23 protein-coding genes are annotated in these 23,402 nt (G+C 34.3%); 11 read left to right on the forward strand and 12 right to left on the reverse strand.

All coding sequences use genetic code 11. The features are described 5' to 3' along the window. Window positions 1-65: 65 nt before the first annotated feature. From ACRASX_RS13525 to ACRASX_RS13570, 10 genes are all read right to left on the reverse strand, one after another. Window positions 66-1,136, reverse strand: coding sequence for a M20 family metallo-hydrolase (locus ACRASX_RS13525; protein ID WP_432221605.1), 1,071 nt, complete (start codon window positions 1,134-1,136; stop codon window positions 66-68). A gap of 46 nt (window positions 1,137-1,182) precedes the next feature. Next, window positions 1,183-1,959 carry an acetylglutamate kinase gene (gene argB, locus ACRASX_RS13530; RefSeq protein WP_432221606.1) on the reverse strand — a complete coding sequence of 259 codons (777 nt, stop codon included), beginning with the start codon at window positions 1,957-1,959 and terminating at the stop codon, window positions 1,183-1,185. A gap of 100 nt (window positions 1,960-2,059) precedes the next feature. Then, the gene (locus ACRASX_RS13535) at window positions 2,060-3,007 is read right to left on the reverse strand and encodes an N-acetylornithine carbamoyltransferase (protein WP_432221607.1); all 948 of its coding nucleotides are present in this window, start codon (window positions 3,005-3,007) and stop codon (window positions 2,060-2,062) included. A 2-nt stretch (window positions 3,008-3,009) separates the two neighbouring features. After that, window positions 3,010-3,771, reverse strand: a complete 762-nt coding sequence (gene proB / locus ACRASX_RS13540; RefSeq protein WP_432221608.1) for a glutamate 5-kinase — start codon at window positions 3,769-3,771, stop codon at window positions 3,010-3,012. A gap of 95 nt (window positions 3,772-3,866) precedes the next feature. Next, window positions 3,867-5,063, reverse strand: coding sequence for a glutamate-5-semialdehyde dehydrogenase (locus ACRASX_RS13545; RefSeq protein WP_432221609.1), 1,197 nt, complete (start codon window positions 5,061-5,063; stop codon window positions 3,867-3,869). Between the two features lie 232 nt (window positions 5,064-5,295). Then, the gene (locus ACRASX_RS13550; RefSeq protein WP_432221610.1) at window positions 5,296-6,432 is read right to left on the reverse strand and encodes an aspartate aminotransferase family protein; all 1,137 of its coding nucleotides are present in this window, start codon (window positions 6,430-6,432) and stop codon (window positions 5,296-5,298) included. Between the two features lie 138 nt (window positions 6,433-6,570). Then, window positions 6,571-7,548, reverse strand: coding sequence for an N-acetyl-gamma-glutamyl-phosphate reductase (argC, locus tag ACRASX_RS13555; RefSeq protein ID WP_432221611.1), 978 nt, complete (start codon window positions 7,546-7,548; stop codon window positions 6,571-6,573). Window positions 7,549-7,646: 98 nt separating this feature from the next. Further along, window positions 7,647-8,840: an argininosuccinate synthase gene (locus ACRASX_RS13560; RefSeq protein WP_432221612.1), complete on the reverse strand. Its 1,194-nt coding sequence runs from the start codon at window positions 8,838-8,840 to the stop codon at window positions 7,647-7,649. Between the two features lie 64 nt (window positions 8,841-8,904). Then, window positions 8,905-9,546: a GNAT family N-acetyltransferase gene (locus ACRASX_RS13565; RefSeq protein WP_432221613.1), complete on the reverse strand. Its 642-nt coding sequence runs from the start codon at window positions 9,544-9,546 to the stop codon at window positions 8,905-8,907. Window positions 9,547-10,001: 455 nt separating this feature from the next. Beyond that, window positions 10,002-12,269, reverse strand: coding sequence for a M1 family metallopeptidase (locus ACRASX_RS13570; protein WP_432221614.1), 2,268 nt, complete (start codon window positions 12,267-12,269; stop codon window positions 10,002-10,004). 176 nt (window positions 12,270-12,445) lie between these two features. On the opposite strand from ACRASX_RS13570, the gene ACRASX_RS13575 reads away from it, so the two are divergent. The 3 genes from ACRASX_RS13575 (at window position 12,446) to ACRASX_RS13585 (ending at window position 14,536) form a co-directional block, all read left to right on the forward strand. After that, on the forward strand, window positions 12,446-13,297 hold the full coding sequence (locus ACRASX_RS13575; RefSeq protein ID WP_432221615.1) for an aldose 1-epimerase family protein: 852 nt from the start codon (window positions 12,446-12,448) through the stop codon (window positions 13,295-13,297). A 1-nt stretch (window position 13,298) separates the two neighbouring features. Then, on the forward strand, window positions 13,299-13,847 hold the full coding sequence (locus ACRASX_RS13580) for a GNAT family N-acetyltransferase (protein WP_432221616.1): 549 nt from the start codon (window positions 13,299-13,301) through the stop codon (window positions 13,845-13,847). 131 nt (window positions 13,848-13,978) lie between these two features. Then, window positions 13,979-14,536 (forward strand): DUF3575 domain-containing protein, encoded by a 558-nt coding sequence (locus ACRASX_RS13585; protein ID WP_432221617.1) that lies wholly within the window; start codon window positions 13,979-13,981, stop codon window positions 14,534-14,536. Here ACRASX_RS13585 and ACRASX_RS13590 read toward each other — a convergent pair. Then, window positions 14,533-14,757, reverse strand: a complete 225-nt coding sequence (locus tag ACRASX_RS13590; protein WP_432221618.1) for a VF530 family DNA-binding protein — start codon at window positions 14,755-14,757, stop codon at window positions 14,533-14,535. The genes ACRASX_RS13585 and ACRASX_RS13590 overlap by 4 nt on opposite strands. A 70-nt stretch (window positions 14,758-14,827) precedes the next feature. On the opposite strand from ACRASX_RS13590, the gene smpB reads away from it, so the two are divergent. Both smpB and ACRASX_RS13600 read left to right on the forward strand, forming a co-directional pair. Continuing rightward, window positions 14,828-15,283 (forward strand): SsrA-binding protein SmpB, encoded by a 456-nt coding sequence (smpB, locus tag ACRASX_RS13595; protein ID WP_066309003.1) that lies wholly within the window; start codon window positions 14,828-14,830, stop codon window positions 15,281-15,283. A 107-nt stretch (window positions 15,284-15,390) separates the two neighbouring features. Further along, window positions 15,391-16,392 carry a helix-turn-helix domain-containing protein gene (locus ACRASX_RS13600; protein WP_432221619.1) on the forward strand — a complete coding sequence of 334 codons (1,002 nt, stop codon included), beginning with the start codon at window positions 15,391-15,393 and terminating at the stop codon, window positions 16,390-16,392. A 228-nt stretch (window positions 16,393-16,620) separates the two neighbouring features. On the opposite strand, the gene ACRASX_RS13605 is transcribed toward ACRASX_RS13600, so the two are convergent. Next, on the reverse strand, window positions 16,621-17,265 hold the full coding sequence (locus tag ACRASX_RS13605; RefSeq protein ID WP_432221620.1) for a protein-L-isoaspartate(D-aspartate) O-methyltransferase: 645 nt from the start codon (window positions 17,263-17,265) through the stop codon (window positions 16,621-16,623). Between the two features lie 122 nt (window positions 17,266-17,387). Here ACRASX_RS13605 and ACRASX_RS13610 point away from each other — a divergent pair, with 122 nt between their 5' ends. The 6 genes from ACRASX_RS13610 to miaA all read left to right on the forward strand — a co-directional run bounded on the left by ACRASX_RS13610 (window position 17,388) and on the right by miaA (window position 23,397). Beyond that, window positions 17,388-18,353, forward strand: a complete 966-nt coding sequence (locus ACRASX_RS13610) for a Gfo/Idh/MocA family protein (RefSeq protein ID WP_066309000.1) — start codon at window positions 17,388-17,390, stop codon at window positions 18,351-18,353. An 87-nt stretch (window positions 18,354-18,440) separates the two neighbouring features. Next, window positions 18,441-19,334 carry a 3-hydroxyacyl-CoA dehydrogenase family protein gene (locus ACRASX_RS13615; RefSeq protein WP_432221621.1) on the forward strand — a complete coding sequence of 298 codons (894 nt, stop codon included), beginning with the start codon at window positions 18,441-18,443 and terminating at the stop codon, window positions 19,332-19,334. Window positions 19,335-19,345: 11 nt separating this feature from the next. After that, complete coding sequence (locus ACRASX_RS13620) at window positions 19,346-20,008, forward strand: YggS family pyridoxal phosphate-dependent enzyme (RefSeq protein ID WP_432221622.1); 663 nt, start codon at window positions 19,346-19,348, stop codon at window positions 20,006-20,008. 55 nt (window positions 20,009-20,063) lie between these two features. After that, window positions 20,064-21,425, forward strand: a complete 1,362-nt coding sequence (locus tag ACRASX_RS13625; protein ID WP_066308990.1) for an exonuclease domain-containing protein — start codon at window positions 20,064-20,066, stop codon at window positions 21,423-21,425. Between the two features lie 25 nt (window positions 21,426-21,450). Continuing rightward, a complete protein-coding gene (locus ACRASX_RS13630) occupies window positions 21,451-22,290 on the forward strand; it encodes an ion transporter (RefSeq protein WP_066308984.1) in 840 nt (279 codons plus the stop codon). 183 nt (window positions 22,291-22,473) lie between these two features. Continuing rightward, the gene (miaA, locus tag ACRASX_RS13635; RefSeq protein ID WP_432221623.1) at window positions 22,474-23,397 is read left to right on the forward strand and encodes a tRNA (adenosine(37)-N6)-dimethylallyltransferase MiaA; all 924 of its coding nucleotides are present in this window, start codon (window positions 22,474-22,476) and stop codon (window positions 23,395-23,397) included. Window positions 23,398-23,402: the final 5 nt, after the last annotated feature.

Raw genomic sequence — 23,402 nt, forward strand, 5'->3', positions numbered from 1 at the left:
CCTTTGCTTGCCTTCTTTAGGCAAGTAAAGATATAGCGAATAGCGGGAAATAGCTCCTAATCATTTTAAAGCTTAAAAAAATCGGTTAAGATCTTAATGTATAAATCTATTCCTTCTTCGATTTCATTCAAAAATATAAACTCATTTGCAGAGTGTGACCGCAAGGTCTCGCCTGGTCCCAATTTAAGCGATTGACAGCTCAAAACCGACTGATCTGAAAGCGTTGGTGAGCCATAAGTGGTTCTGCCAAGCGCAATGCCCGCTTGAACCAACCCATGATTTACGGGAATTGAAGACGCGTTTAGGTGCATGGAACGTGGCGTGACCTCAGCATTTATATTGTTCTTTACAACTTCTAGAATTTCGGTATTAGAATAGCAATCGTTTACACGAATATCGACCACCAAATCACATTCTGACGGTACCACATTGTGCTGTTTTCCAGCATTTATTTGAGTAACAGTCATTTTTACGGGACCCAATTGTTCTGAAATTTTATCGTATTTGAAAGTCTTGAACCAATCGATGATTTGCATGGTGCTGTAAATGCAATTGTCGTCATTTTGATGCGCTGCATGACTGGCAGTACCTTTTATTTTGACATCTAAAACCAGTAAACCTTTTTCGGCAACTGCCAATTGCATCAAAGTTGGCTCACCAACAATGGCACAATCTAGTGCTGGTAAATGTTGTAAAACGCTGTTTAAACCATTTTTGCCACTACTCTCCTCTTCTGCCGATGCTACCACAACCAAATTGTGTGATAAATTCTCATTTTCGTAGAAATATACGAAAGTCGCCAATAGCGAAACCAAGCAACCGCCGGCGTCATTGCTGCCTAAACCAAATAATTTTCCGTCTTGGACAATGGCTTTAAATGGGTCATTGGTGTAAGCTTGATTGGGTCTTACGGTATCGTGATGTGAATTTAATAATAAGGTTGGTTTGCTCTTGTCGAAAAATTTATTGAAAGCCCAAACGTTGTTTTTTTCTCTTTTAAACGGAATTTGATTTTGTATAAACCAACTTTCTATTAAAAGTGCCGTTTGGTCTTCTTCGCTTGAAAATGAAGGCGTTTCTATTAATTTTTTTAGTAAAGCGATGGCTTCCTGCGTCAATAGTTCTATGGTTTTCATATAACTGTTTTAAGATTTTTGTTTCAAATAATATAATTTAAAACGGTTAGAGGGTAATTAATGTATGCACGATTTGATCGTTTTTTAACATTTGATGGTGCCCTATTTTTATTTGTTGCACCCCTTTTGACAAACTATTGAAACAGTTGTCTAATTTAGGAATCATGCCCGAATGAATTACTTTTTCGGCCTTGAGTTGTGCGTATAATTTGGAATTAATTTGTGGAATTACCGAATCATCATCTTCAGAATCGGACAGAACACCTTGTTTTTCGAAGCAATAATTTAAAGTTACTTCGTAAACTTCAGAAAGTGCAATTGCGAGTTCACTTGCAATGGTATCGGCGTTTGTGTTTAGCAATTGTCCGTTTTTGTCGTGCGTAATGGCACAAAAAACGGGAACAATTTTATGAGATAGTAAAGTTTGTAATAAATTGGTATTTACCGCTTTTACGTCACCAACAAAACCGTAGTCGATAGTAGGATGATTTCTCTTGGTTGATTGAATCAAATTTCCATCTGCACCCGAAAAGCCAATTGCATTATTGTCTTTAAACTGCAGTTCCGCCACGATCGTTTTATTAATCTGACCTGCATAAATCATGACAACAACGTCTAACATTGGGGCATCAGTAACGCGACGGCCTTCAATCATATTTGGCACTAAACCAATACTTTCGGCCATTTTTGTAGCAGATTTTCCACCGCCGTGAACCAGCACTTTATTGCCTTCTATTTTTGAAAAATCAGTAAGGAATTGCTCTAATTCGGCTGCATTGTCAATAATATTGCCTCCTATTTTTATTACGGTAACTTTTTCCATTTATTTTTAGATTCAAAGGAACAAAGCAATAAAGCAGCAGCGGTTTTATATAAGACTTCTAAGCCTTTTTCTCTGAAACTTTATGGCTTTGTAACGCTAATTACATTTTCTTCAATATCTTTTGCAATACCAACTGCGCAGAATAGGTTCTGTTATTGGCTTGCTGAATTACTACCGAATTTTCGCTATCGATCACTTCATCAGCAACAATTACGTTACGACGCACCGGCAAACAGTGCATGAATTTTCCGTTGTTCGTCAACGCCATTTTTTCGGAAGTGACTGTCCAATTTGGATCCATGTTGGTTACAGAACCGTACTCGTTGTAATTACTCCAATTCTTAACATAGACAAAATCAGCATTTTCAAAGGCTTTGTTTTGGTCGTACTCGATTTTGGAATCTTTAGTTATCTCTGGGTTTAATTCGTAACCCTCGGGATGGGTAATTACAAAATCCATTTTTTCTTGCTTTTGCATCATTTCAACAAAAGAATTGGCGACAGCCTGAGGCAAAGCCCTTGGATGTGGCGCCCAAGACAAAACAACTTTCGGCCTGTGCGGGGTTTTAAATTCTTCCATAGTTATGGCATCTGCCAAAGATTGCAGTGGATGTCCCACAGCGCTTTCCATGTTTACAATTGGCACCGTGGCAAATTTTGCAAATCCGCTCAAAACCATTTCGGCATTGTCTTTCTCTTTGTCAATCAAACCCGCAAAAGACCTGATGGCGATAATGTCACAGAACTGAGAAACTACTTCTGCAGCTTCGCGAATGTGCTCCGACGCACCTTGATTCATGATCGTTCCATCTTCGAATTCTAATGTCCAACCTTCGTTGGTAAAATTCATTATCATGACGTTCATGCCTAAGTTCATCGCAGCCTTTTGCGTACTCAATCGCGTTCGCAAACTTGGATTAAAAAATAACATCCCTAAGGTTTTGTTTTTACCAAGCTTTTTGTTTTTAAGTGGATTGCTTTTTATCTTCAAGGCACTTTTTACCCATTTTTCTAATGAGTCGATGTTTTGAATAGAAATATAGTTCATCGTTATACTATTTTTGTAAAAGGGATTTTGTTTTCTAATGCTTGTAAAATAAAGTTGTCGTTTAAACCATTGACAACCCATGTTTCTATATGTGCCGCTTTGGCAATAGCTGCTGCTTCAATTTTTGATTGCATTCCTCCTGTTCCGTGAGATGATTTTGAATCACCTACTTCGTTGGCTAAGCTAGTTAAGTCTTCCACTATTAAAATAGTTTCTGGTACTTCATTGTGTATAGAAGCTTTAGTGTAAATTCCATTAGTATTCGTTGCAATTATTAAAATATCAACCTTTAATAAAACGGCAGCTAAAGCGGCTAATTTATCATTGTCACCAAACTGAATTTCATCGGTTGCCACCGTGTCATTCTCATTGATAATCGGAATATAATTGTTCTCAACCAAAACATTTATAGTATTGACAATATTTACCTTAGATTGTACTTTTTCGAAATCAGAATATGAAAGTAAACATTGTGAAGTAAGCAAACCCAAATCCGAGAAATTTTCGTGAAAAATTCGCATTAGGTGTGGTTGTCCAATGGAGGCAAGTGCTTGTTTTACAACAATTTCTTTGCCTTTACTTTCAAGTTTTACAAACTGTTTTGCTGCAGCAATCGCACCAGAACTTACAATTATAAATTCATACTCATCGCCTAAAGCAGCAATTTGCACACCAATATCTTCCACCTTTCCTCTGGATATATGATTGGTTTCCTTGGTTAAAGTATTACTTCCAATTTTTAATAGTATTCTTTTTTTAGCCATTTTTATAAAGTCTCTAAGACGCTAATTTAATACGGTTCTATGTTTTATTAAATCTATAACCAGTTTATTATCGACTGCACATTAAAATCTGCACACTATCTTATTTGTCCATCGCCATAAATGTACCATTTATTAGTCACCAAGTGTTGCAAACCAATTGGTCCACGCTGGTGCAATTTGTCGGTACTTATGGCTAACTCGCCACCCAAACCAAACTGTCCGCCATCGGTAAAACGAGTCGAAGCATTGTGATAAACCGACGATGCATCTACGTTTTCCATAAATTGCTGTGCTGAAGCATCACTTCTGGTTATTATTGATGCCGAATGTCCGCCGCAATATTTATTGATTTTTGAAATAGCTTCCGGATTTCCGTCTACAGTTCCAATTACAATTTTATAATCTAAAAACTCTTCATACCAAATCAAATCACTTTCAATCGCTTTAACGCCGGTTACTCTCGCAATGGATTCATCACCCAAAACTGTCACATCGAATAATTGTAATTCAGTAACTAATTGTTTAGCAAAAATTTCCCAATTCGGTACATTAGTGTCAATTAATACTTTGTCTAAAGCATTGCAAACAGATATATTTGATGTTTTACCATTAATTATAATGGCCAATGCTTTTTGTAAATCTGCATCTGCATTGACATACACAAAATTATTTCCTCGACCGCTAACGATTACTGGACAAGTTGCGTGTTTTTTGGTAAATTCAATTAATTTTTCACCACCGCGAGGTACAATTAAATCTACCTTTTGCGTTGGATTTTCTAAAAATTCTTGCGTTTGCGCTCTGTCGTAATTCAAATACTCTACCCATTCTGTAGATATAACAGTAGTCTTTAGCGCTTCATGCCAAAGGCTGACAATCTTTTGATTCGATAAAATAGATTCCTTTCCGCCTTTTAATAAAATTTTATTTCCTGACTTAAATGCAATTCCCCCAGCTTCAACAGTAACGTCTGGTCTAGATTCATATATAATTAGAATCGTCCCAAATGCAGCCGTTTTATTGCTGATCTTCATTCCGTTTTCATGGGTAAAATTAAAACGAACTTGACCAACAGGATCTTCTTGACTTGCCAATTGTTGCAATGAAAGTATCATACCATCAACTTTGGCGTCATCGACCAACAGCCGTTTTTCCATAGCCAAATCGGCACCAGAATAATTGGCTAAATCCTGCTGATTGATACTTTTCAAAACAGCCCTTTCTTGCTCTAATAAATCTGCCATTTTAAGTAAAACCGCATTTCTTTTTTCAATTGGAAGTATTGTATTCATTGTTTTTTAGTTAATTAATTTTGGGCGTGTCCCGCCGAAAAAGGCGGGCCGGGCTATTCGTTCCCGCTTTTTTATAATTAGCAAAAAATGCTAATTATAAAAAGAGCTCCACTGCTATCCCTCACGCAAACCAATCTTTGTCAAAACCATGACGTCGATTAATTTTTTAATAATTACAAAATCTTTTTATATTCGTGTACAAACAATAGCCGCTATGCTACAAATTTCAACACTATTTCAACTCAGCCAAGGACTCTTGCAACGCTACAATAAATGTATCAATAGCTTGAGTAGTTATCGTCAAAGGAGGAAGAATTCTCAATAAGTTTTTATTGTTCGCGCCACCTGTAAAAATATGTTTTTCGATAATCATTTTCTTTCTCAAAGCACTCACGTCAAAGTCAAATTCAACCCCAAGCATCAGTCCTCTTCCTTTTACTTTTATAATTTCAGGAACTACTTTGATCGCTTCCATAAAATAATCTGAAACTTTAATGGCATTCGCCATCAAATTTTGTTCTGCCATCACATCCAAAACTGCAATTCCAGCTGCGCAAGCCAAATGACTTCCGCCAAAAGTAGTTCCTAACAAACCATAACTTGCTTCAAATTTTGGAGAAATCAGAACGCCTCCGATCGGAAAACCATTCCCCATTCCTTTGGCAGTGGTTACAATATCAGGATTGATTCCATGGTGTTGAAATGCAAAAAACTTTCCGCTTCTTCCGTAACCCGATTGTACTTCATCTAAAATCAAGACCACAGCATTGGCTTTACAAACTTTTTCTAATGCCTGAAAAAACTCGGTTGTTCCTTGGTCTAATCCACCAACGCCTTGAATTGGCTCGATGATCACACAACAGACATCTCCTTTTTTTAGCTCTGCTTCTACCAAATCAATTTGATTCAATGGTAAAAAAGTAACTACTTGCTGTGCATTAATTGGCGCAACTATTTTCTTATTATCTGTTACTGCAACTGCTGCCGAAGTTCTTCCGTGGAAAGAATTTTGAAAAGCAATAACTCTTGATTTTCCAGTATGAAAAGAAGCGACTTTCAATGCATTTTCGTTCGCCTCTGCGCCAGAGCTACAAAGAAATAAGCTAAAATCAGTCAAGCCTGAAGCTTTTCCTAATTTTTCAGCCAGTTCTACTTGCAATGGATTTTGGATCGCATTAGAGTAAAAACTTAAATTATCCAGTTGTTCTTTTACTTTTGCAACATAGTAAGGTTGCGTATGTCCGATAGAAATTACACCATGTCCGGAGTACAAATCTAAATATTCAATTCCTTTGTCATCTGTAATCGTACAATCTAGCGCTTTTACAGGCGTAATAGGATATAATGGGTAAACGTCGAATAAGTTCATGTTTTCCTCCCCCTAACCCCCTCCAAAGGAGGGGGAAATAATTTGCAACGGGGGGTGTTGATTTTAAAATTAGATATAATTTTTATAAACTAGTTTTATTGATACTGTTTAATGTTCCCCCTTCGGGGGTTAGGGGGATTAAAACCCACTTGGTTTCAAATGCAATCCTGTTGTTTCATCTAGTCCAAACATTAAATTCATGTTTTGTACGGCTTGACCAGAAGCGCCTTTGCTTAAGTTATCAATAATTGATGTAATTAAGACCCGGTTCCCTTTTTTCATTAAACTTATAATACACTTGTTCGTTTGCACCACTTGCTTCATGTTGATGTTTGTAGTGGTAACGGTTACAAATGGTTGGTCTTTATAAAATGCTTCATATTTTTCAACTAAATCTTCTAAACTTTCTTCACTTTTTGTGTATAAAGTAGCAAAAATTCCTCTTGGAAAATCACCTCTATTTGGCACAAAAATTAATTCACTTGAATATGATTCTTGCAATTGATTGATACTTTGGTTGATTTCGCCCAAATGCTGGTGCTCAAAAGCTTTGTAATGTGAGAAATTATTGTTTCTCCAGCTGAAATGAGAGGTAGCCGATAGTCCAACTCCAGCTCCAGTGCTTCCTGTAGTTGCATTAATGTGTACATCTTCAGAAAGTAGATTGTCTTTTGCCAAAGGCAATAAAGCCAATTGAATTGCAGTTGCAAAACAACCGGGATTAGCGATATAATTTGCATTTTTAATGGCCTCTTTATTCAATTCAGGCAATCCGTAAACAAAAGATTTTCCATTAAACTCTTTGTCTTTTAGTAAACGAAAATCATTTCCTAAATCTATAATTCTAGTTGCATCAGAAAATTTATTATGCTCTAAGAAAGAAATCGATTTTCCATGACCTAAACACAAGAAAAGAACGTTTACATTTGGGTTTATTTTATCGGTAAAGTTCATTTCAATGTCGCCCATCAAATCTTGATGCGCTACAGAGAGTGGTTTTCCTGCATTTGTTGTGCTGTATACAAAATCTAATTTGGCATTTGGGTGAAACATCAGAATTCGAATTAACTCTCCTGCTGTGTAACCCGAACCACCAATTATTCCAATATTAATCATAATCTTAATTTTTAAAAATTTATAGCCACAGATTACATGGATTAAAAAGATTTACGCTTTATATGAACGTAATCTGTGGCTAATTTTTTCATTTAATATTATTCGTAAGTTTCATTGTTTACTGATGAAAATATATTTTGTGCGTTTCCAAGAATTTTAATAAATCCTTTTGCATCATCAGATGTCCAAGCATTGTTCATTTCTCCGTATTGACCAAAGCTATTTGTCATCAAATCGTTTTCAGATTCAATTCCGTCTAGCGAAAAGTGATACGGTTTCAAGGATACAATTACATTTCCGTTTACTGTCTTTTGGGTATCTTCTAAAAACGTCTCGATGTTTCTCATTACAGGATCCAAAAATTGACCTTCATGAAATAACATTCCGTACCAGTTTCCTAGTTGTTCTTTCCAATATTGTTGCCATTTCCCTAACGTATGTTTTTCTAGTAAATGGTGTGCTTTAATTATGATTAAAGGAGCAGCTGCTTCAAAGCCAACTCGACCTTTAATACCGATAATGGTATCTCCAACGTGAGTATCTCTACCAATTGCGTAAGCATTAGCCAATTTTTCTAAAGTTACAATGTTGTTTGAAGGTTTATCAGCCACACCGTTTACTGCTACTAATTGCCCTTTTTCAAATTGCAAAGTCACTTTTTCTTCACCTTCTTTTTGCAATTGTGATGGATAAGCTTCGCTTGGTAACGATTGGTTTGAGGTAAGTGTTTCTTTTCCACCAACGCTTGTTCCCCAAAGTCCTTTGTTTATAGAATATTGCGCTTTTTCCCAAGAATAGTGAACACCATTTTTAGATAGATAATCTACCTCTTCTTGTCTTGATAATTTTAAATCTCTAATTGGAGTGATGATTTCGATTTCGGGAGCAATGGTTTGAAAAATTAAATCAAAACGAATTTGATCATTTCCAGCACCAGTACTTCCGTGGGCAATCGCGCTTGCTCCAACAGATTTTGCATATTTAATGGCTTCAATTGCCTGAAAAACGCGCTCTGCACTTACAGATAAAGGGTAAGTATTATTTTTTAATACATTTCCAAAAATTAAATATTTAATCGCTTTATCGTAGTACTTATCTATGATGTTTAAACTTGCATGCTTGGCGCTTCCTAATTCGTAGGCTCTTTCTTCAATAGCTGTTAATTCTTCATCATCAAAACCACCGGTATTTACAAGTACAGTGTGTACTTCATATCCTTTTTCATTCTTCAGATATTTCAAGCAATATGAAGTGTCTAAACCTCCGCTATAAGCCAATACAACTTTTTTCATTTTTTATAATTTAAGGCTACGCTATCATGTGTAGCAAGTTTAAAATTTATTTTAATGTTTCTACTTAGGATAAAAAATTAAATGCTAGTATTTTATCTAAAAACAAAGCTTGTTTAATTTTTTTTAATCTACTCAAAACTGCTTCATTAAAAGGATGTCTTGGTGGATTTTTTGGTTTTTCATTTGGATCATAAAGCATACCGGTGCACAAACACATTTTGTAGTCTTTACTTTTTAATATTTCGAAATTAGTGCACGTTTGACAACCTGCCCAAAAAGTAGGATCGCTTGTAAGTTCTGAATACGGAACTGGCTTGTATCCTAAATCTGAATTGATTTTCATAACTGCCAAGCCAGTTGTGATGCCAAATACCTTTGCTCCAGGATATTTTTTTAACGAATATTCAAATACCTTCGTTTTAATTTTTTTCGCTAGTCCTAACTTTCTAAAATCTGGGTGCACAATTAAACCAGAATGTGCTACGAACTTGCCATGCTCCCAGCTTTCGATATAACAAAAACCAGCAAATTTTTCTCCATTTAAAGCAATTACGGCATCGCCATTAGCCATTTTCTTTTGTATGTATTCAGGAGTACGTTTAGCAATCCCTGTACCTCTCAACAAAGCAGACGATTCTATGGTATCGCATATTTCTTGTGCGTATGTATAATGTTCTTCTTGTGTAACAACAATAGAGATCTTCATTTCAATAGTTGAAGTTAAAGGTTAAAAAATTTAAAAAATATTTATGAGAAATTCCGAAGGCAAAATCAATAGAAACGAAAAATTTAAACACAAAGTATTCTAGATCAAAAAGTTGACTTTTTGATTTTAAAAAACAAATGATGCTTTTGGGATACATTAATCCAGAGAATAACTGAGGGAATTTCAAAATGAAAATGAATATAAGTAAATACAAAACGAAAACTCTAATGAATACTATACTAATAGCATCCGTACTTCGGGTGAAGTTGCAGAAAAGTTTGTCCGTGACGTAAAAGTTATATGTAAACTTATTTTATTCATTGATGCAAATGTACAATATTTATTTAAACCAACTATTTAATGAAGTGTTTGTAACAATTTTTTAATGCAATGTTATAAAAAAAGCCTCAAACAATGTTTGAGGCTTTTCGGTTTAATTTAATCGGTAAAAGAGTCTATTCTTTTGCAAAGGAAATGGATTGTCCGTCGCTTGTAATCATATTTAATGCTGTTTTAGTACTATTAAATTCAAACTTCAAACCTGCTCTTTTCGATTCAAAGGTATCTTTTTGATCGTTTACTGGGGCAGCTGTGAAACTAGGATAATCGGTTATGCTTACATTTAAAGTACTATTTTTATCTGAAAATGTAATTTTTATTGGTGCTTTTTTACTAGAATATACGCCCAAATAATCGTCTAAAATTAGATCTTTTTCTATTTTTCCTGTTCCTACTTTCCAAACGTTATTTGAATCATTGTAGTCTGGAAAAGCGTGATCTGGATCTACAGTAATACTTTCAATTTCTTCAGTAGATTCATGTTTAAATGACCATTCGTTGTTGCGTTGCCAAACTTCAATAGGTAATTTAATTCTTGACAGTTTTCCGCTTTTTGTTTTTACTTCTAAAACAAAAGGCATCACCATTTTATCATTATTTTCAATATCAATAATAACCCCTTGGCTTGGATCATTTTTTACATATTTAATACCAGTAATACCTTGATCTAAACGCCAATTATTAAGAAACCAACCCCTCCAAAACCATCCTAAATCTTCGCCTGCAACATTTTCCATAGTTCTGAAAAAATCATCAGGAGTTGGGTGTTTGTACGCCCAACGTTTGATGTATTCTCTAAAAGCAGTATCAAAACGCTCTTCGCCTAAAATTTGTTCTCTTAAAATAGAAAGGCCGGTGCTTGGCTTGTAGTACAATAACATTCCGATGTTCGCTTCCTTCATATTATCAGGGGAGCTAAAAACGGTTTCTAAGGTTGAACCTGTAAATGCTTCTGCCATTTTATGATTGTCTCTTGGCGTTTCTTTGTATTCTCCATTATTAAAGTCAGCTGAACTTATAGAGTTGATGAATGTATTAAAACCTTCATCCATCCAGCCAAATAAGCGTTCATTCGAACCGACAATCATCGGAAACCAAATGTGCCCAAATTCATGATCAGTTACTCCCCATAAATCTTCTCCTTTTGACTCCCAGCTGCAAAACACAATACCAGGATATTCCATTCCGCCCTCATTTCCAGCTACATTTATTGCAGTTGCATACGGATATTCGAACCAACGTTTAGAATAATTTTCAATTGACCCTTTGGTATATTCTGTAGAACGTCCCCATGCTTCTTGACCTTCACTTTCTATAGGATAAACAGATAAGGCTAACGATTTTTTACCGCTTGGTAAATTAATTCGTGCTCCATCAAATATAAAAGCAGCAGAAGACGCCCATGAAAAATCACGAGAATTTTTTATCTGAAACTTCCACGTTTTCTCGCCAGAAATTTTAGCGCTAGCATTAGCAGTAACTTCGGCAGCAGAGCGAATCAGTACCGTTTTATCACTTTGTTTTGCTTGATTGTATCGTTTTTGTTCTTCTGAAGAAAGTACTTCAGAGGCATTAAGCAGCTCGCCAGAACCTACTACAATATGGTTGGCTGGTGCTGTAATTTCTACATCAAAAGTTCCATATTCCAAGTAAAATTCAGACGCTCCCAAGTAAGGAATCGTGTTCCAACCTCTTACGTCATCGTATACACACATGCGTGGATACCACTGCGCCATGGTGAATATTTTTCCGTTCTTAGTTTCTAAAACTCCCATTCTATCTGAACCTTCGTTTGGAGAAATAAAAGAATACTCGATCTTAATTTTTACCACTCCACCTTTAGATGCCAATTCTTGTGGTAAAAAAACTTGCATTCTGGTGTCAGAAACAACAAATTTTGCTTCTTGTTCTGAAGATCGTTTTTTAGTGCCACTAATTACTTTTACTGACTTAATTTTAAATCCACCATCAAAAAGCTGACCCTGAGCGCCATTGCGACTACCCGTAAGTGGCACAATTGCATTTCCGCGAGAATCTTCTTTAAATAAGTTTTGTTCTAAATTCATCCAAACAAAAGACAATGCGTCTGGACTATTATTGGTATAAGTAATTTCATCTGTAGCAACCAATTCGTTTGTTGCTCCATTTAATCTTACTTTTATTTTATAATCGGCACTATTTTGCCAATATTCTGGCCCCGGTTTTCCGCTCGCAGAACGTGTTGAAGTACCATTTTTAGTATAAAAATCAGGAGCAAAAGCATCGTGATAATTGTATTTTGATTCGGATGCTTTTCCGTCTTTAGATTCCTGTTGCGCCCAAGTCATGGAAAATGCAAACAATAAGGCCATCGTTAAAAGACCTTTACAACTGTAATTTTTCATTTGATAAAGAGGTTTAACTAGCAAATTAATGAAAAAAAATAGTGTTTAAGAAATTTTATTCAAAAGAATCAGTCAATTTTAGGATAATTTTATAGATTAGATATTTTACTCTATGGCTTTAAAAACTACTAGATTATCAAATATCTTTACAGTATTAAAATTAAAAAACAATTATTGTGATAACCGTTTTATCTAATTCTACTATTTCCGCAACTATAAAACATTTGGGTGCCGAACTTATTTCACTTAAAAATTCTCTTAATAAAGAATACATATGGGAAGGAAATCCAGTTTTTTGGGGTAAACATTCGCCTGTTTTATTTCCGATAGTTGGTGCTTTACAAAATGATACCTATTCGTATAAAGACAAAGAGCATTCGTTATCGAGACACGGTTTTGCTCGTGAAATGGAATTTAAATTGGTCTCCTCATCCAGCGAAAGTGCAACTTTTTCTATCGAATCAAATTTAAAAACTTTGGAAGTTTTTCCTTTTCAATTCGAATTTCAAATTATCTATACTTTAACAGCGTCTACAATTAAAATTGCCTACAAAGTGATCAACAGAAATGACTCTGAACTGTTTTTTTCGGTGGGAGCACATCCTGCAATTGCCCTTTCAGAAAATTTTGAAAACTATGCAATTGCATTTGAAAAACCAGAAATTTTGAATCATTATTTATTAGAAAATAATTTAATTTCAAATAAGACAAAGCAAATCGACGTTACTACAAATCCTTTAGATCTAAATTACGAATTGTTTAAAAATGACGCTTTAATTTTTAAACAACTAGCGTCTAAATCGATTACGATTTTAGAAGATGAAAGACCGTATGTAAAAGTATGTTTTAACGATTTTCCAAGCCTAGGTATTTGGACTGTAGACAAAGCGCCCTTTCTTTGCATTGAGCCCTGGCTGGGATATGCTGACACCATCAATAATTCAGGACAATTGGATAAAAAAGAAGGAATTATTAAACTGAATTCAAGAGCTAAATTTCTTGCACAATTTTCAATCGAAATTTTATAAAATGCTACAACTTAATTTTGAACCTTTTCCAGAATTTGAATCCGAACGACTGATTTTTACGCGTACTGTTTCTAGTGATTTCCCAGAAGTTATTCGGTTGCGTTCCGATCCAGAAACGATGAAATTTATTCCAAGACCTTATATACTAACCGAGCAAGATGCTTTAGATCACATTGCAAATATTGATGAAAAAATTAATGCACTTGAAGGGATTAATTGGGCAATCAGAATTAAAAACTCTACCAAATTAATTGGTTTAGCTGGACATTATCGCATACAGCCAGAACATTTTCGGGCGGAAATTGGCTATATGTTGTTGCCTGAATATCATGGTAACGGATTCATGACAGAAGCGTTACAAAGGTTAGTTACTTATGGTTTTGAAGAAATGAAATTACATTCCATTGAAGCTGTGATTGACCCTAGAAACGATGCTTCTGAAAAAGTCCTTATAAAAAATGGATTTGTAAAGGAAGCACATTTTAAAGAAAATGAGTATTATAATGGAGAGTTTATTGATTCGGTAGTTTATTCGATATTAAATAAATAAAAAAGATTGCTATAGATTTAACTTGTTAAAATTTCATTATTGTAATTCTGTAAGTAACCTCACTTGACTTTTATGTTATATTTGCAGTCCAATCCTAAAAATTTGTTTTTATAAAAAACATCAAAATTCTTATGAAGAAAATCTTACTTCTTTTACTGCTACTTTTTGCAGTTAACTTACAAAGTCAAACTTACATAAAAGCAAATGCTTTTACTGCTGCAGTTTTAATCCCGAATGTTGCGATAGAAACTAGCATTGGCGAAAAAACAACTTTTCAGTTTGATGTTATGGCTTCTTTTTGGAAATCTTTCGACGGACACCATCCCATGAAATTTTATACATTTACACCTGAAATCCGCTACCATTTTAAGGAAAAATATGATGGTTTATATGTTGGAGTTCATACAGGATTTGACACCTACGAAATTCAAAAATGGAATTATTGGGGTACAAATTTATATGAAGATGGTTTTGGATATAGACTTGGCGCTACAGTGGGTTATAATGTTAAACTGAACGACAAATTTAATTTAGATTGCTTTTTTGGTGGCGGTTGGCATCAAGGTTTTTATCACGGGTATTATAATGATGGAACACCTGGCAGATATGAAAGAACTAAGAATTGGAATAAAAGTGGCGAATGGCTTCCGTACCGAGGAGGTATAATGATTTCTTATAAATTAAATTAAAACTTAGACAGCGCTTGAATATATAATTCTTCTACTTTTTTACGTGCCCAATCGGTTTTGCGCAAAAATGTCAAACTCGATTTTACAGAAGGATTTGTTGCAAAGCATTTAACTGGAATTATTTCAGCTAATGTATCAAAACCATAAAAGCCGACTAATTGTTCTACTATTTTTTGTAGCGTAATACCGTGCAACGGATCTTTAGACTGATTATTTTTCATTCGGCAAATTTATATCATTTCATCTAAAACAATTGCGGTTTCATTATTTTGTTATTAAATTTGTTGGACTATGCAAAAAACTGTTAACATATTAAATAAAAGAGCTCGATTTGATTATGAAATCATCGATACTTATACTGCTGGAATTGTTTTAGCTGGAACCGAAATTAAATCGATACGATTAGGTAAAGCAAACATAACCGAAAGTTTTTGCGAATTTAGCAATAGCGAACTATTTGCAATCAACACATATATAGAGGAATATGCTTTCGGAAATCAGTTCAATCATAAATCAAGAAGTGAGCGAAAATTGCTTTTAAAGAAAAAAGAATTAAAGTCTTTGGAAAAAAGTGTTCAAGCCAAAGGACTTACCATCGTGCCTTTAAAGCTTTTTACTAACGAAAAAGGTTTAGCCAAACTTCAAATTGGTCTTTGTCGAGGGAAGAAAACGTACGATAAAAGAGAATCTTTAAAAGAGCAAGATACTAAGAGAGACTTAGATCGAATTAAAAAAGCTTATAATTAAGACTTTTTTAATTGTTTTAAATCATATAAAATGCAGCTTCTTTAAAGAACTGCATTTTTTTTATTTAAATTTATGACAAAATAAGTCAAGACTAAACATTGCAGCATATGAATTTACTTTTAAAAAATGCACGCGAACAAAAAGGGTTAAAAACACGGGAAGTGGCACAGATTTCAAAAATTGATCAAGCACTGATAAGTAAATTTGAAAGTGGCACTAGAAAACCAACTAAAGACCAAATTATAAAGTTATCCAATCTACTCGAAATAAATACAGATGATCTATTGGTTTTATGGCTTAAGGATAAAATTTTAAACGAAATAAAAAGCGAACCACTAGGTTTAAAAGCTTTAAAATTAGCAGAAGCAGAACTCCTTACAATTAGTGTTATCCAGCCAAAATCAAATTTTGCATTGCAAATTATCTTTGATGAAATTGCTGTTTTACAAGATCAATTTAAAAAAATCACTCCATTTGATTTGCGACGAATTACTAAACAAACCGAGTTAGAATTTACGTTTGAATGCAATAGAATAAATGGAAACTCCTTAAATTTTGAAGAAACTAAATTAGTTATAAACGACGGAATAACGATTGGCGGAAAACCCATGCAAGAACATTTAGAGGTGATCAATTTCTACGAAGCAGTTCAGTTTTGCAAAGACATTGTTCAGAGGAAAATCGCTTTTACCGAGAAAGAGTTGCTGCAATTAAAGGGACTTGTTAGTCGCGGTCTTCAAACAGATCAAACTGAAAAATATGTGGATAAAGTAGCGTGTCAGGAAATGGAAGTATTTTTTAAATGGTTTGAAAGTAATAAAAACCTACTATCAATTATAGAACTTGCTGTAGAATCACATTTAAAGTTAATGACTATTCTACCTTTTCACAATGGAAACAATCAAATCGCATTGTTGGTAATGAATTTAATTTTACTTCAAAATCAACTTAACCTTGCAATTATTAAGGGAGATTCCTTAAACAAAGAAAAATACATTGCCATTTTAGAGCAAAGTTTACTTTCAAATAATAACGCTCAATTTACAGAATACTTCGCACAACAGCTAAAAGAAACGCTAACATACAGTTTGTCTTTGCAAAATAATTAAAAGCACGAACTGGATTAAAATTACTTTTAATACACAGAAAAAGAGACTTCTATAAGATTTAAAATAGGAGTTCCTTTTTTTAAAGGCGAATTACTATAGCAAAAAAAAAAAAATGTTTTTCAATTTCCTTTCTAAAATAAAATCGATCTTTATATGCGTTTACACAAAGTACCGTACCATCTTAGAAAATTAATTCGTTTAAGCCGAGAAAATTAGCAAAATTTCGATCTAATTTCGATCTTCTAATAAAGGGACAAAACGAAACTCTCCAAACTCATGTTTTTCGAACTGGGTTTCATTCTTACGAATTAAAAGCGTCATAATTTGCACATCTTCTCCTAAAGGAATAACAAGCCTTCCTCCTATTTTTAATTGTGCCATTAAAGGTTTTGGTACAAATGGAGCGCCAGCAGTAACAATAATACTATCAAAAGGTGCATGTAGCGGCAAACCTTTATAACCGTCTCCATAAGAAAGGTGTTTAGGACGAATTCCTAACTTAGGAAGCAATACCGAAGTAGTTTTAAAGAGCTCATTTTGGCGTTCTACACTATATACTTTTGCTCCCAATGTGTACAAAATAGCCGTTTGATAACCAGAACCAGTTCCTATTTCCAGGACCTTGTGGTCTTTTTTAACTTGCAGTAATTCCGATTGAAAAGCGACGGTGTAAGGCTGTGAAATAGTTTGACCTGCAGCAATCTGAAAAGCAATATCTTGATACGCATAATCATCGAAGCTAGAGTTCACAAAAAAAAGGTGTCTTGGTATTTTTCGAATCGCTTCTAACACCGCTTTATCTGTAATTCCTTTTAGTTGTAAAGTCTTTACTAATTGATTTCTTAATCCTTGGTGTTTGGCGGTATCTTTCAATGCTGGAGGTTTAAATTTTGGTAAAAATAGCGGTAATAAAATCAAAAAGCAAAAGCCAAAATCCAATTCAATTTTTCTATATTTTAATTTGAATTCCCTATTTTTGTTAAAAATATACTATCATGCTAAAAGTAGGAGTGTTAGGTGCGGGTCATCTTGGTAAAATACATTTGCGTTTGTTACAACAATCTGATCAATACGAATTAGTTGGTTTTTACGACGAAAATCAAGAGTATGCCGAAAAAATATCTAAAGAATTTGGTTACACTAATTTTACTACCATTGCCAAACTAATACACGCTGTTGATGTTATAGACATTGTAACTCCCACTCTTTCGCATTATAAATGTGCTAAAGTTGCGATAAAATCAGGAAAACATATTTTTATAGAAAAACCAATTTCAAACACGCTTGAAGAAGCTCAAGAAATTATAGCTCTATCCAAAGAATACAATGTAAAAGGTCAAGTTGGTCATGTAGAGCGCTTTAATCCTGCTTTTATGGCCACTAAAGAAATGATCGATAACCCGATGTTTATTGAAACCCACCGTTTGGCCGAATTTAATCCGCGCGGTACCGATGTTCCTGTCGTTTTAGATTTAATGATTCACGATATTGATGCTATTTTAAGTGTTATTCCGTCAAAAGTTAAAAATATTTATGCCAGTGGTGTTTCGGTTATCAGCGATACTCCAGATATTGCAAATGCTCGAATCGAGTTCGAAAATGGCTGTGTTGCTAACTTAACTGCTAGTAGAATATCGATGAAAAATATGCGTAAAACTCGCTTTTTTCAGAGAGACGCCTATATCTCAGTTGATTTCTTAGAAAAAAAATGTGAAGTGGTTCGAATGAAAGATGCACCCGAGAGTCCAGGCGATTTCGATATGATTTTGCAAAATGCTGAAGGAATCAAAAAACAAATTTACTTTACCAATCCAGATGTAATGCAAAACAATGCGATTTTGGATGAGTTAGAATCTTTTGCAAACGCAATTAATACAGATACAACGCCAGTAGTAACATTAGAGCAGGCGACAGAAGCTTTAAAAGTGGCGTATCAAATTATCGATTGCTTTAAAAAATAATTCCTAAAATAATTTAAAGTTTAAGGCTTGAAGTTCTTTTTGCGAGGCTTTAATCTTTAAACTTTTTAATTTTAAATAAAATATACAATGAAAACAATAGCAGTAATTGGAGCAGGAACAATGGGAAATGGAATTGCACATACTTTCGCGCAAAGCGGTTTTGTGGTCAAGTTAATTGATGTTTCCGAAAAATCATTAGATAAAGGAATGGATACGATAGCTGCTAATCTCGATCGAATGATTGCAAAAGGTACTATTACGCAACAAGATAAAATTAACACCATTACCAATATTATTACCTATACTGATATTAAAGATGGTGTTGTTGGCGTTGATTTAGTGGTAGAAGCTGCAACAGAAAACGTTGATTTAAAGTTGAAAATTTTTAAAGAATTAAACGAAAGTTGCTCACACAATACGATATTAGCAACTAATACTTCGTCAATTTCGATTACTCAAATAGGCGCAGTAGTCTCGCATCCTGAGCGCGTAATTGGAATGCATTTTATGAACCCAGTTCCTGTTATGAAATTGGTCGAAATTATTCGTGGTTACAATACTAGCGATGAAGTGACACAAATTGTCATGGAATTAGCTGAGAAACTAGGAAAAACGCCAGTAGAAGTAAATGATTATCCGGGTTTTGTTGCCAACAGAATTTTAATGCCGATGTTAAATGAAGCAATTGAAACTGTATATAACAAGGTGGCAGGAGTTTACGAAATTGACACGGTTATGAAACTCGGAATGGGACATCCGATGGGCCCTTTACAATTGGCCGATTTTATAGGTTTAGATGTATGCTTAGCCATTTTAAATGTGATGTACGACGGATTCAAAAACCCAAAATATGCACCTTGTCCCTTATTAGTAAATATGGTTCGTGCAGGTAAGCTTGGCGTTAAATCCGGAGAAGGATTCTACGATTATACGGAAGGAAAAAAAGCGGAAAAAATCGCCAGACAATTTCAAAATTTATAAAACACAGTGCTATGTCAATAGTTGAGAATTTAGATAAAATAAAGAATTCATTACCTGAAAATGTTACTTTGGTGGCTGTTTCTAAAACCAAACCTGTGACTGATTTAATGGAAGCTTACAATGCAGGTCAACGCATTTTTGGCGAGAACAAAATTCAGGAAATGGTCGACAAGTTCGAACAAATGCCAAAAGACATTCAATGGCATATGATTGGACACGTCCAAAGCAATAAGGTGAAATTTATGGCTCCTTTTGTAAGTTTAATTCACGGCGTTGATAGCTTAAAATTATTGCAGGAAATCAATAAGCAAGCGCTGAAAAATAATAAAATTATCGACTGCTTGCTCCAAATTTTTATCGCAAAAGAAGATACAAAATTTGGTTTGGATGAAGAAGAATTGAAATCTTTATTGGAATCTGAAGAATTTAAACAACTGAAAAATATTCGCATTACAGGCTTAATGGGAATGGCTACTTTTACCGAAAATCAAAGTCAAATCGAAAAAGAATTCAGGTATTTAAAAGAAATTTTTGATACTTACAAAATAGTCTCTGCTGATAATTGTCAAATTGTAACGCTTTCTATGGGAATGTCTGGCGATTATCAATTGGCCACAGAATGCGGCAGTACTATGGTTCGCATTGGTAGCAGTATTTTTGGAGGACGATCATAATTTTACTCTATTTTTAAAGACTGAACATTAATTATTATACAACTGAACACTTAATTTGTACGCAATACTCGACATAGAAACTACTGGAGGACAGTTTAATGAAGAAGGAATTACCGAAATTGCCATCTATAAATTTGATGGTTTTGAAGTAGTAGACCAATTCATTAGTTTGGTAAATCCCGAAATTCCGATTCAACCTTTTGTGGTTAAATTGACCGGAATCAATAATGCCATGCTGCGCTCTGCTCCCAAGTTTTTTGAGGTTGCCAAACGCATCATAGAGATCACTTCCGATTGTATAATCGTGGCACACAATGCGTCGTTTGATTACCGAATTCTACGAACAGAGTTTCGACGATTAGGTTATGATTTTGAAGCTAGAACACTTTGTACAGTAGAATTAGCCAAGCAATTAATTCCGGAGCAACCGTCTTATAGTTTAGGCAAATTAGTTCGAGCGCTCGGCATTCCGATGGCAGACAGACATCGTGCCAATGGCGATGCCATGGCGACGGTAAAGTTGTTTAAAATGTTGCTCGAGAAAGACGTCGAAAAAACGATAGTTAAAGAATTTGTCAAGATCGAAGTAGAAAAAGGAATGACTCCAAAATTGCTAGATATCTTACGTGATTTACCAAGTAAAACAGGTGTATATTATGTACACAATCAAAGTGGCAGCATCATTTATATTGGTAAAAGTAGCAATATCAAAAAAAGAGTCAACCAACATTTTACCGGAATCACCAATAAAAGCAAACGCATTCAAAAAGACGTTTTTACAGTTACTTTCGAAGAAACGGGCAGCGAATTAATAGCACTTTTAAAAGAAAGTCAAGAGATAAAAGTTAATGCACCGATTTTGAATCGAGCACAGCGCAAAAATATTTTTATTTATGCAATTTACTCCGAGAAAGACGCTAATGGATACCTTACTTTAAAATTGCAAAAAACAGACGGCCGTAAAAGAGAAATTATGTCCTTTGTATCTGCGCAAGAAGGTAAAAATTTTCTATTTAGAATTACCGAAAAGTACAAGTTGTGTCAAAAACTAAACGGACTATATGAATGTAAAGATGAATGCTTTCAGTACAAAATAAAAGAATGCGATGGCGCTTGTATTGCAAAAGTATCAGCTCAAGTTTATAACGCACGCGCTCAAGATTTTATCAGCACCTACTCCTTTGAGAATAAAAGTATGATCGTTATTGACAAAGGAAGAACGATAAGCGAAAGAAGCGCTGTTTTAATTGAAAATGGTATTTACAAAGGTTACGCTTTTTACGATTTAAATTATCAAATTACAAATCCAGAAATCCTTAAAAATATTCTGATCTCGATGGAGAATAATCGCGATGTTAGAAGTATTATTCAAAATTTTATTCGAAAAAGTAAATCATTAAAAGTAATAAATTTTTAAATTTTAGCTTTTAAAAAAAATAAAAATGGCAAGAAGTATCTCTAAATACGAACACTTAAAAAATAGAATTTACACCATCATTTACAAAAGTGATACGGTGACAGGACGGCTGTTCGATTTAATTTTGTTAGGTATTATAGTGATTAGTGTGATCATTATAATGCTCGAAACCGTCGAAGGTTTTAGTTTAAAATACCATTCTACACTTATTATTATAGAGTGGGTTATCACTATTCTTTTTACTTTTGAATACATATTGCGAATTTTATGCATCAGTAGACCGTGGCGTTACGTGTTTAGTTTTTATGGAATTATTGATTTAATGGCAATTTTGCCCATGTTTTTATCCATTATTTTTCCCGCAACGACCATCTTTGTTATCGTGCGTTCATTGCGATTGTTTAGATTATTCAAAATTTTACACATTCCACAAATCAATCATCAGTACCTACAATTGCAATCGGCGATGAAATCTAGTAAGGAGAAAATTTTAGTTTTTATTTACTTCGTTTTGGTTTCCACTATTATTATAGGTAGTATTATGTATTTAATTGAAGGAAAAGAAAGTGGATTTACTAGTATTCCCGTCGGAATTTATTGGACAATAGTAACGTTAACAACCGTTGGTTATGGTGACATTACGCCAATTACAGGTTTAGGACAATTCGTTTCCTCTCTAGTTATGATTTTGGGATACGGAATTATTGCGGTTCCAACTGGAATTGTAACTGCAGAATTTGCCAAAAACGCCTTAAAAAACACTTTGCATACCAATAAAAACCCATGTCAACAGTGCGGAATTATTGATCAACCAGATAATGCCAAGTTCTGCTATCATTGCGGAAACGAGATAAATATTGTATAATTCTTAACAGAAGCTAATCCAGCTGTACTTTACAATTCCTCCTCGTTAAAACCATTTTTATAGGTCGCAAAAAGAGCTTCTAAAGTCGCTTTTTCGCAACCAAAAAAATTAAGTTTAAACAGGTTCGGGATTTCCATTTCCATCTGGGCTAAAAACCTACACAACTCATAAATTTAGCTTTCAATGAAATATCTTATTACTATTGTCGGACCAACAGCTATTGGTAAAACAGCACTCAGTATTCAGCTAGCAAAACAATTTGGTTGCGAAATTATCTCGTGCGATAGTCGACAATTCTTTAAAGAAATGACCATCGGTACCGCTGTTCCGAATACTGAAGAATTAGCAGCAGTAAAACATCATTTTATTCAAAATAAATCAATCTTTGACTCGTATACCGTAGGTGATTTTGAGAAAGAAGCTTTACAAAAGATCGAACAATTATTTCAAAAAAATGATTATATAGTACTTGTTGGTGGCTCTGGATTATATGTAGATGCTGTATTAAAAGGATTTGATGAATTTCCGGAGATTCCTTCCGCTGTTCGCCAAAATGTTCAAGAAATATATACTTCACAAGGAATCGACGCTTTGCAGGATATTTTAAAAGAAAAAGACAATTCCTATTACAATCAGTTATTGTCCGACAATCCGCAAACCTTGCAAAACCCGCAGCGCATGATGCGTTTTACCGAAGTTTGTTTGGGTAGCCGAAAACCCTATTCGTCTTTTCTAAACAAAAAGAAAAACAACCGCAACTTCACTCCTATTTTAATCGGATTAGATGCTCAAAGAGCTATTATTTACGAACGAATAAATAAACGGGTTGATAGTATGATGAACGAAGGATTGCTGTCTGAAGCAGAAAATCTTTTTCCGAACAAAATATTAAACGCTTTACAAACCGTTGGCTACAGAGAATTGTTTTCTTACTTTGATAGAGAAATTACTTTAAACTTTGCGATCGAGGACATCAAAAAAAATACGCGCCGTTTTTCTAAAAGACAATTGACCTGGTTCAAAAGAAATGAAGAAACGAAATGGTTTGATTATTTAACTCCTAAAGAGATAATAATTAGCTACGTACACAGTTTCAAAAAAAAGTAATCTAT

Origin of the sequence: Flavobacterium sp. TMP13, from assembly GCF_050847115.1 — a bacterium.
Lineage (GTDB): Bacteria > Bacteroidota > Bacteroidia > Flavobacteriales > Flavobacteriaceae > Flavobacterium.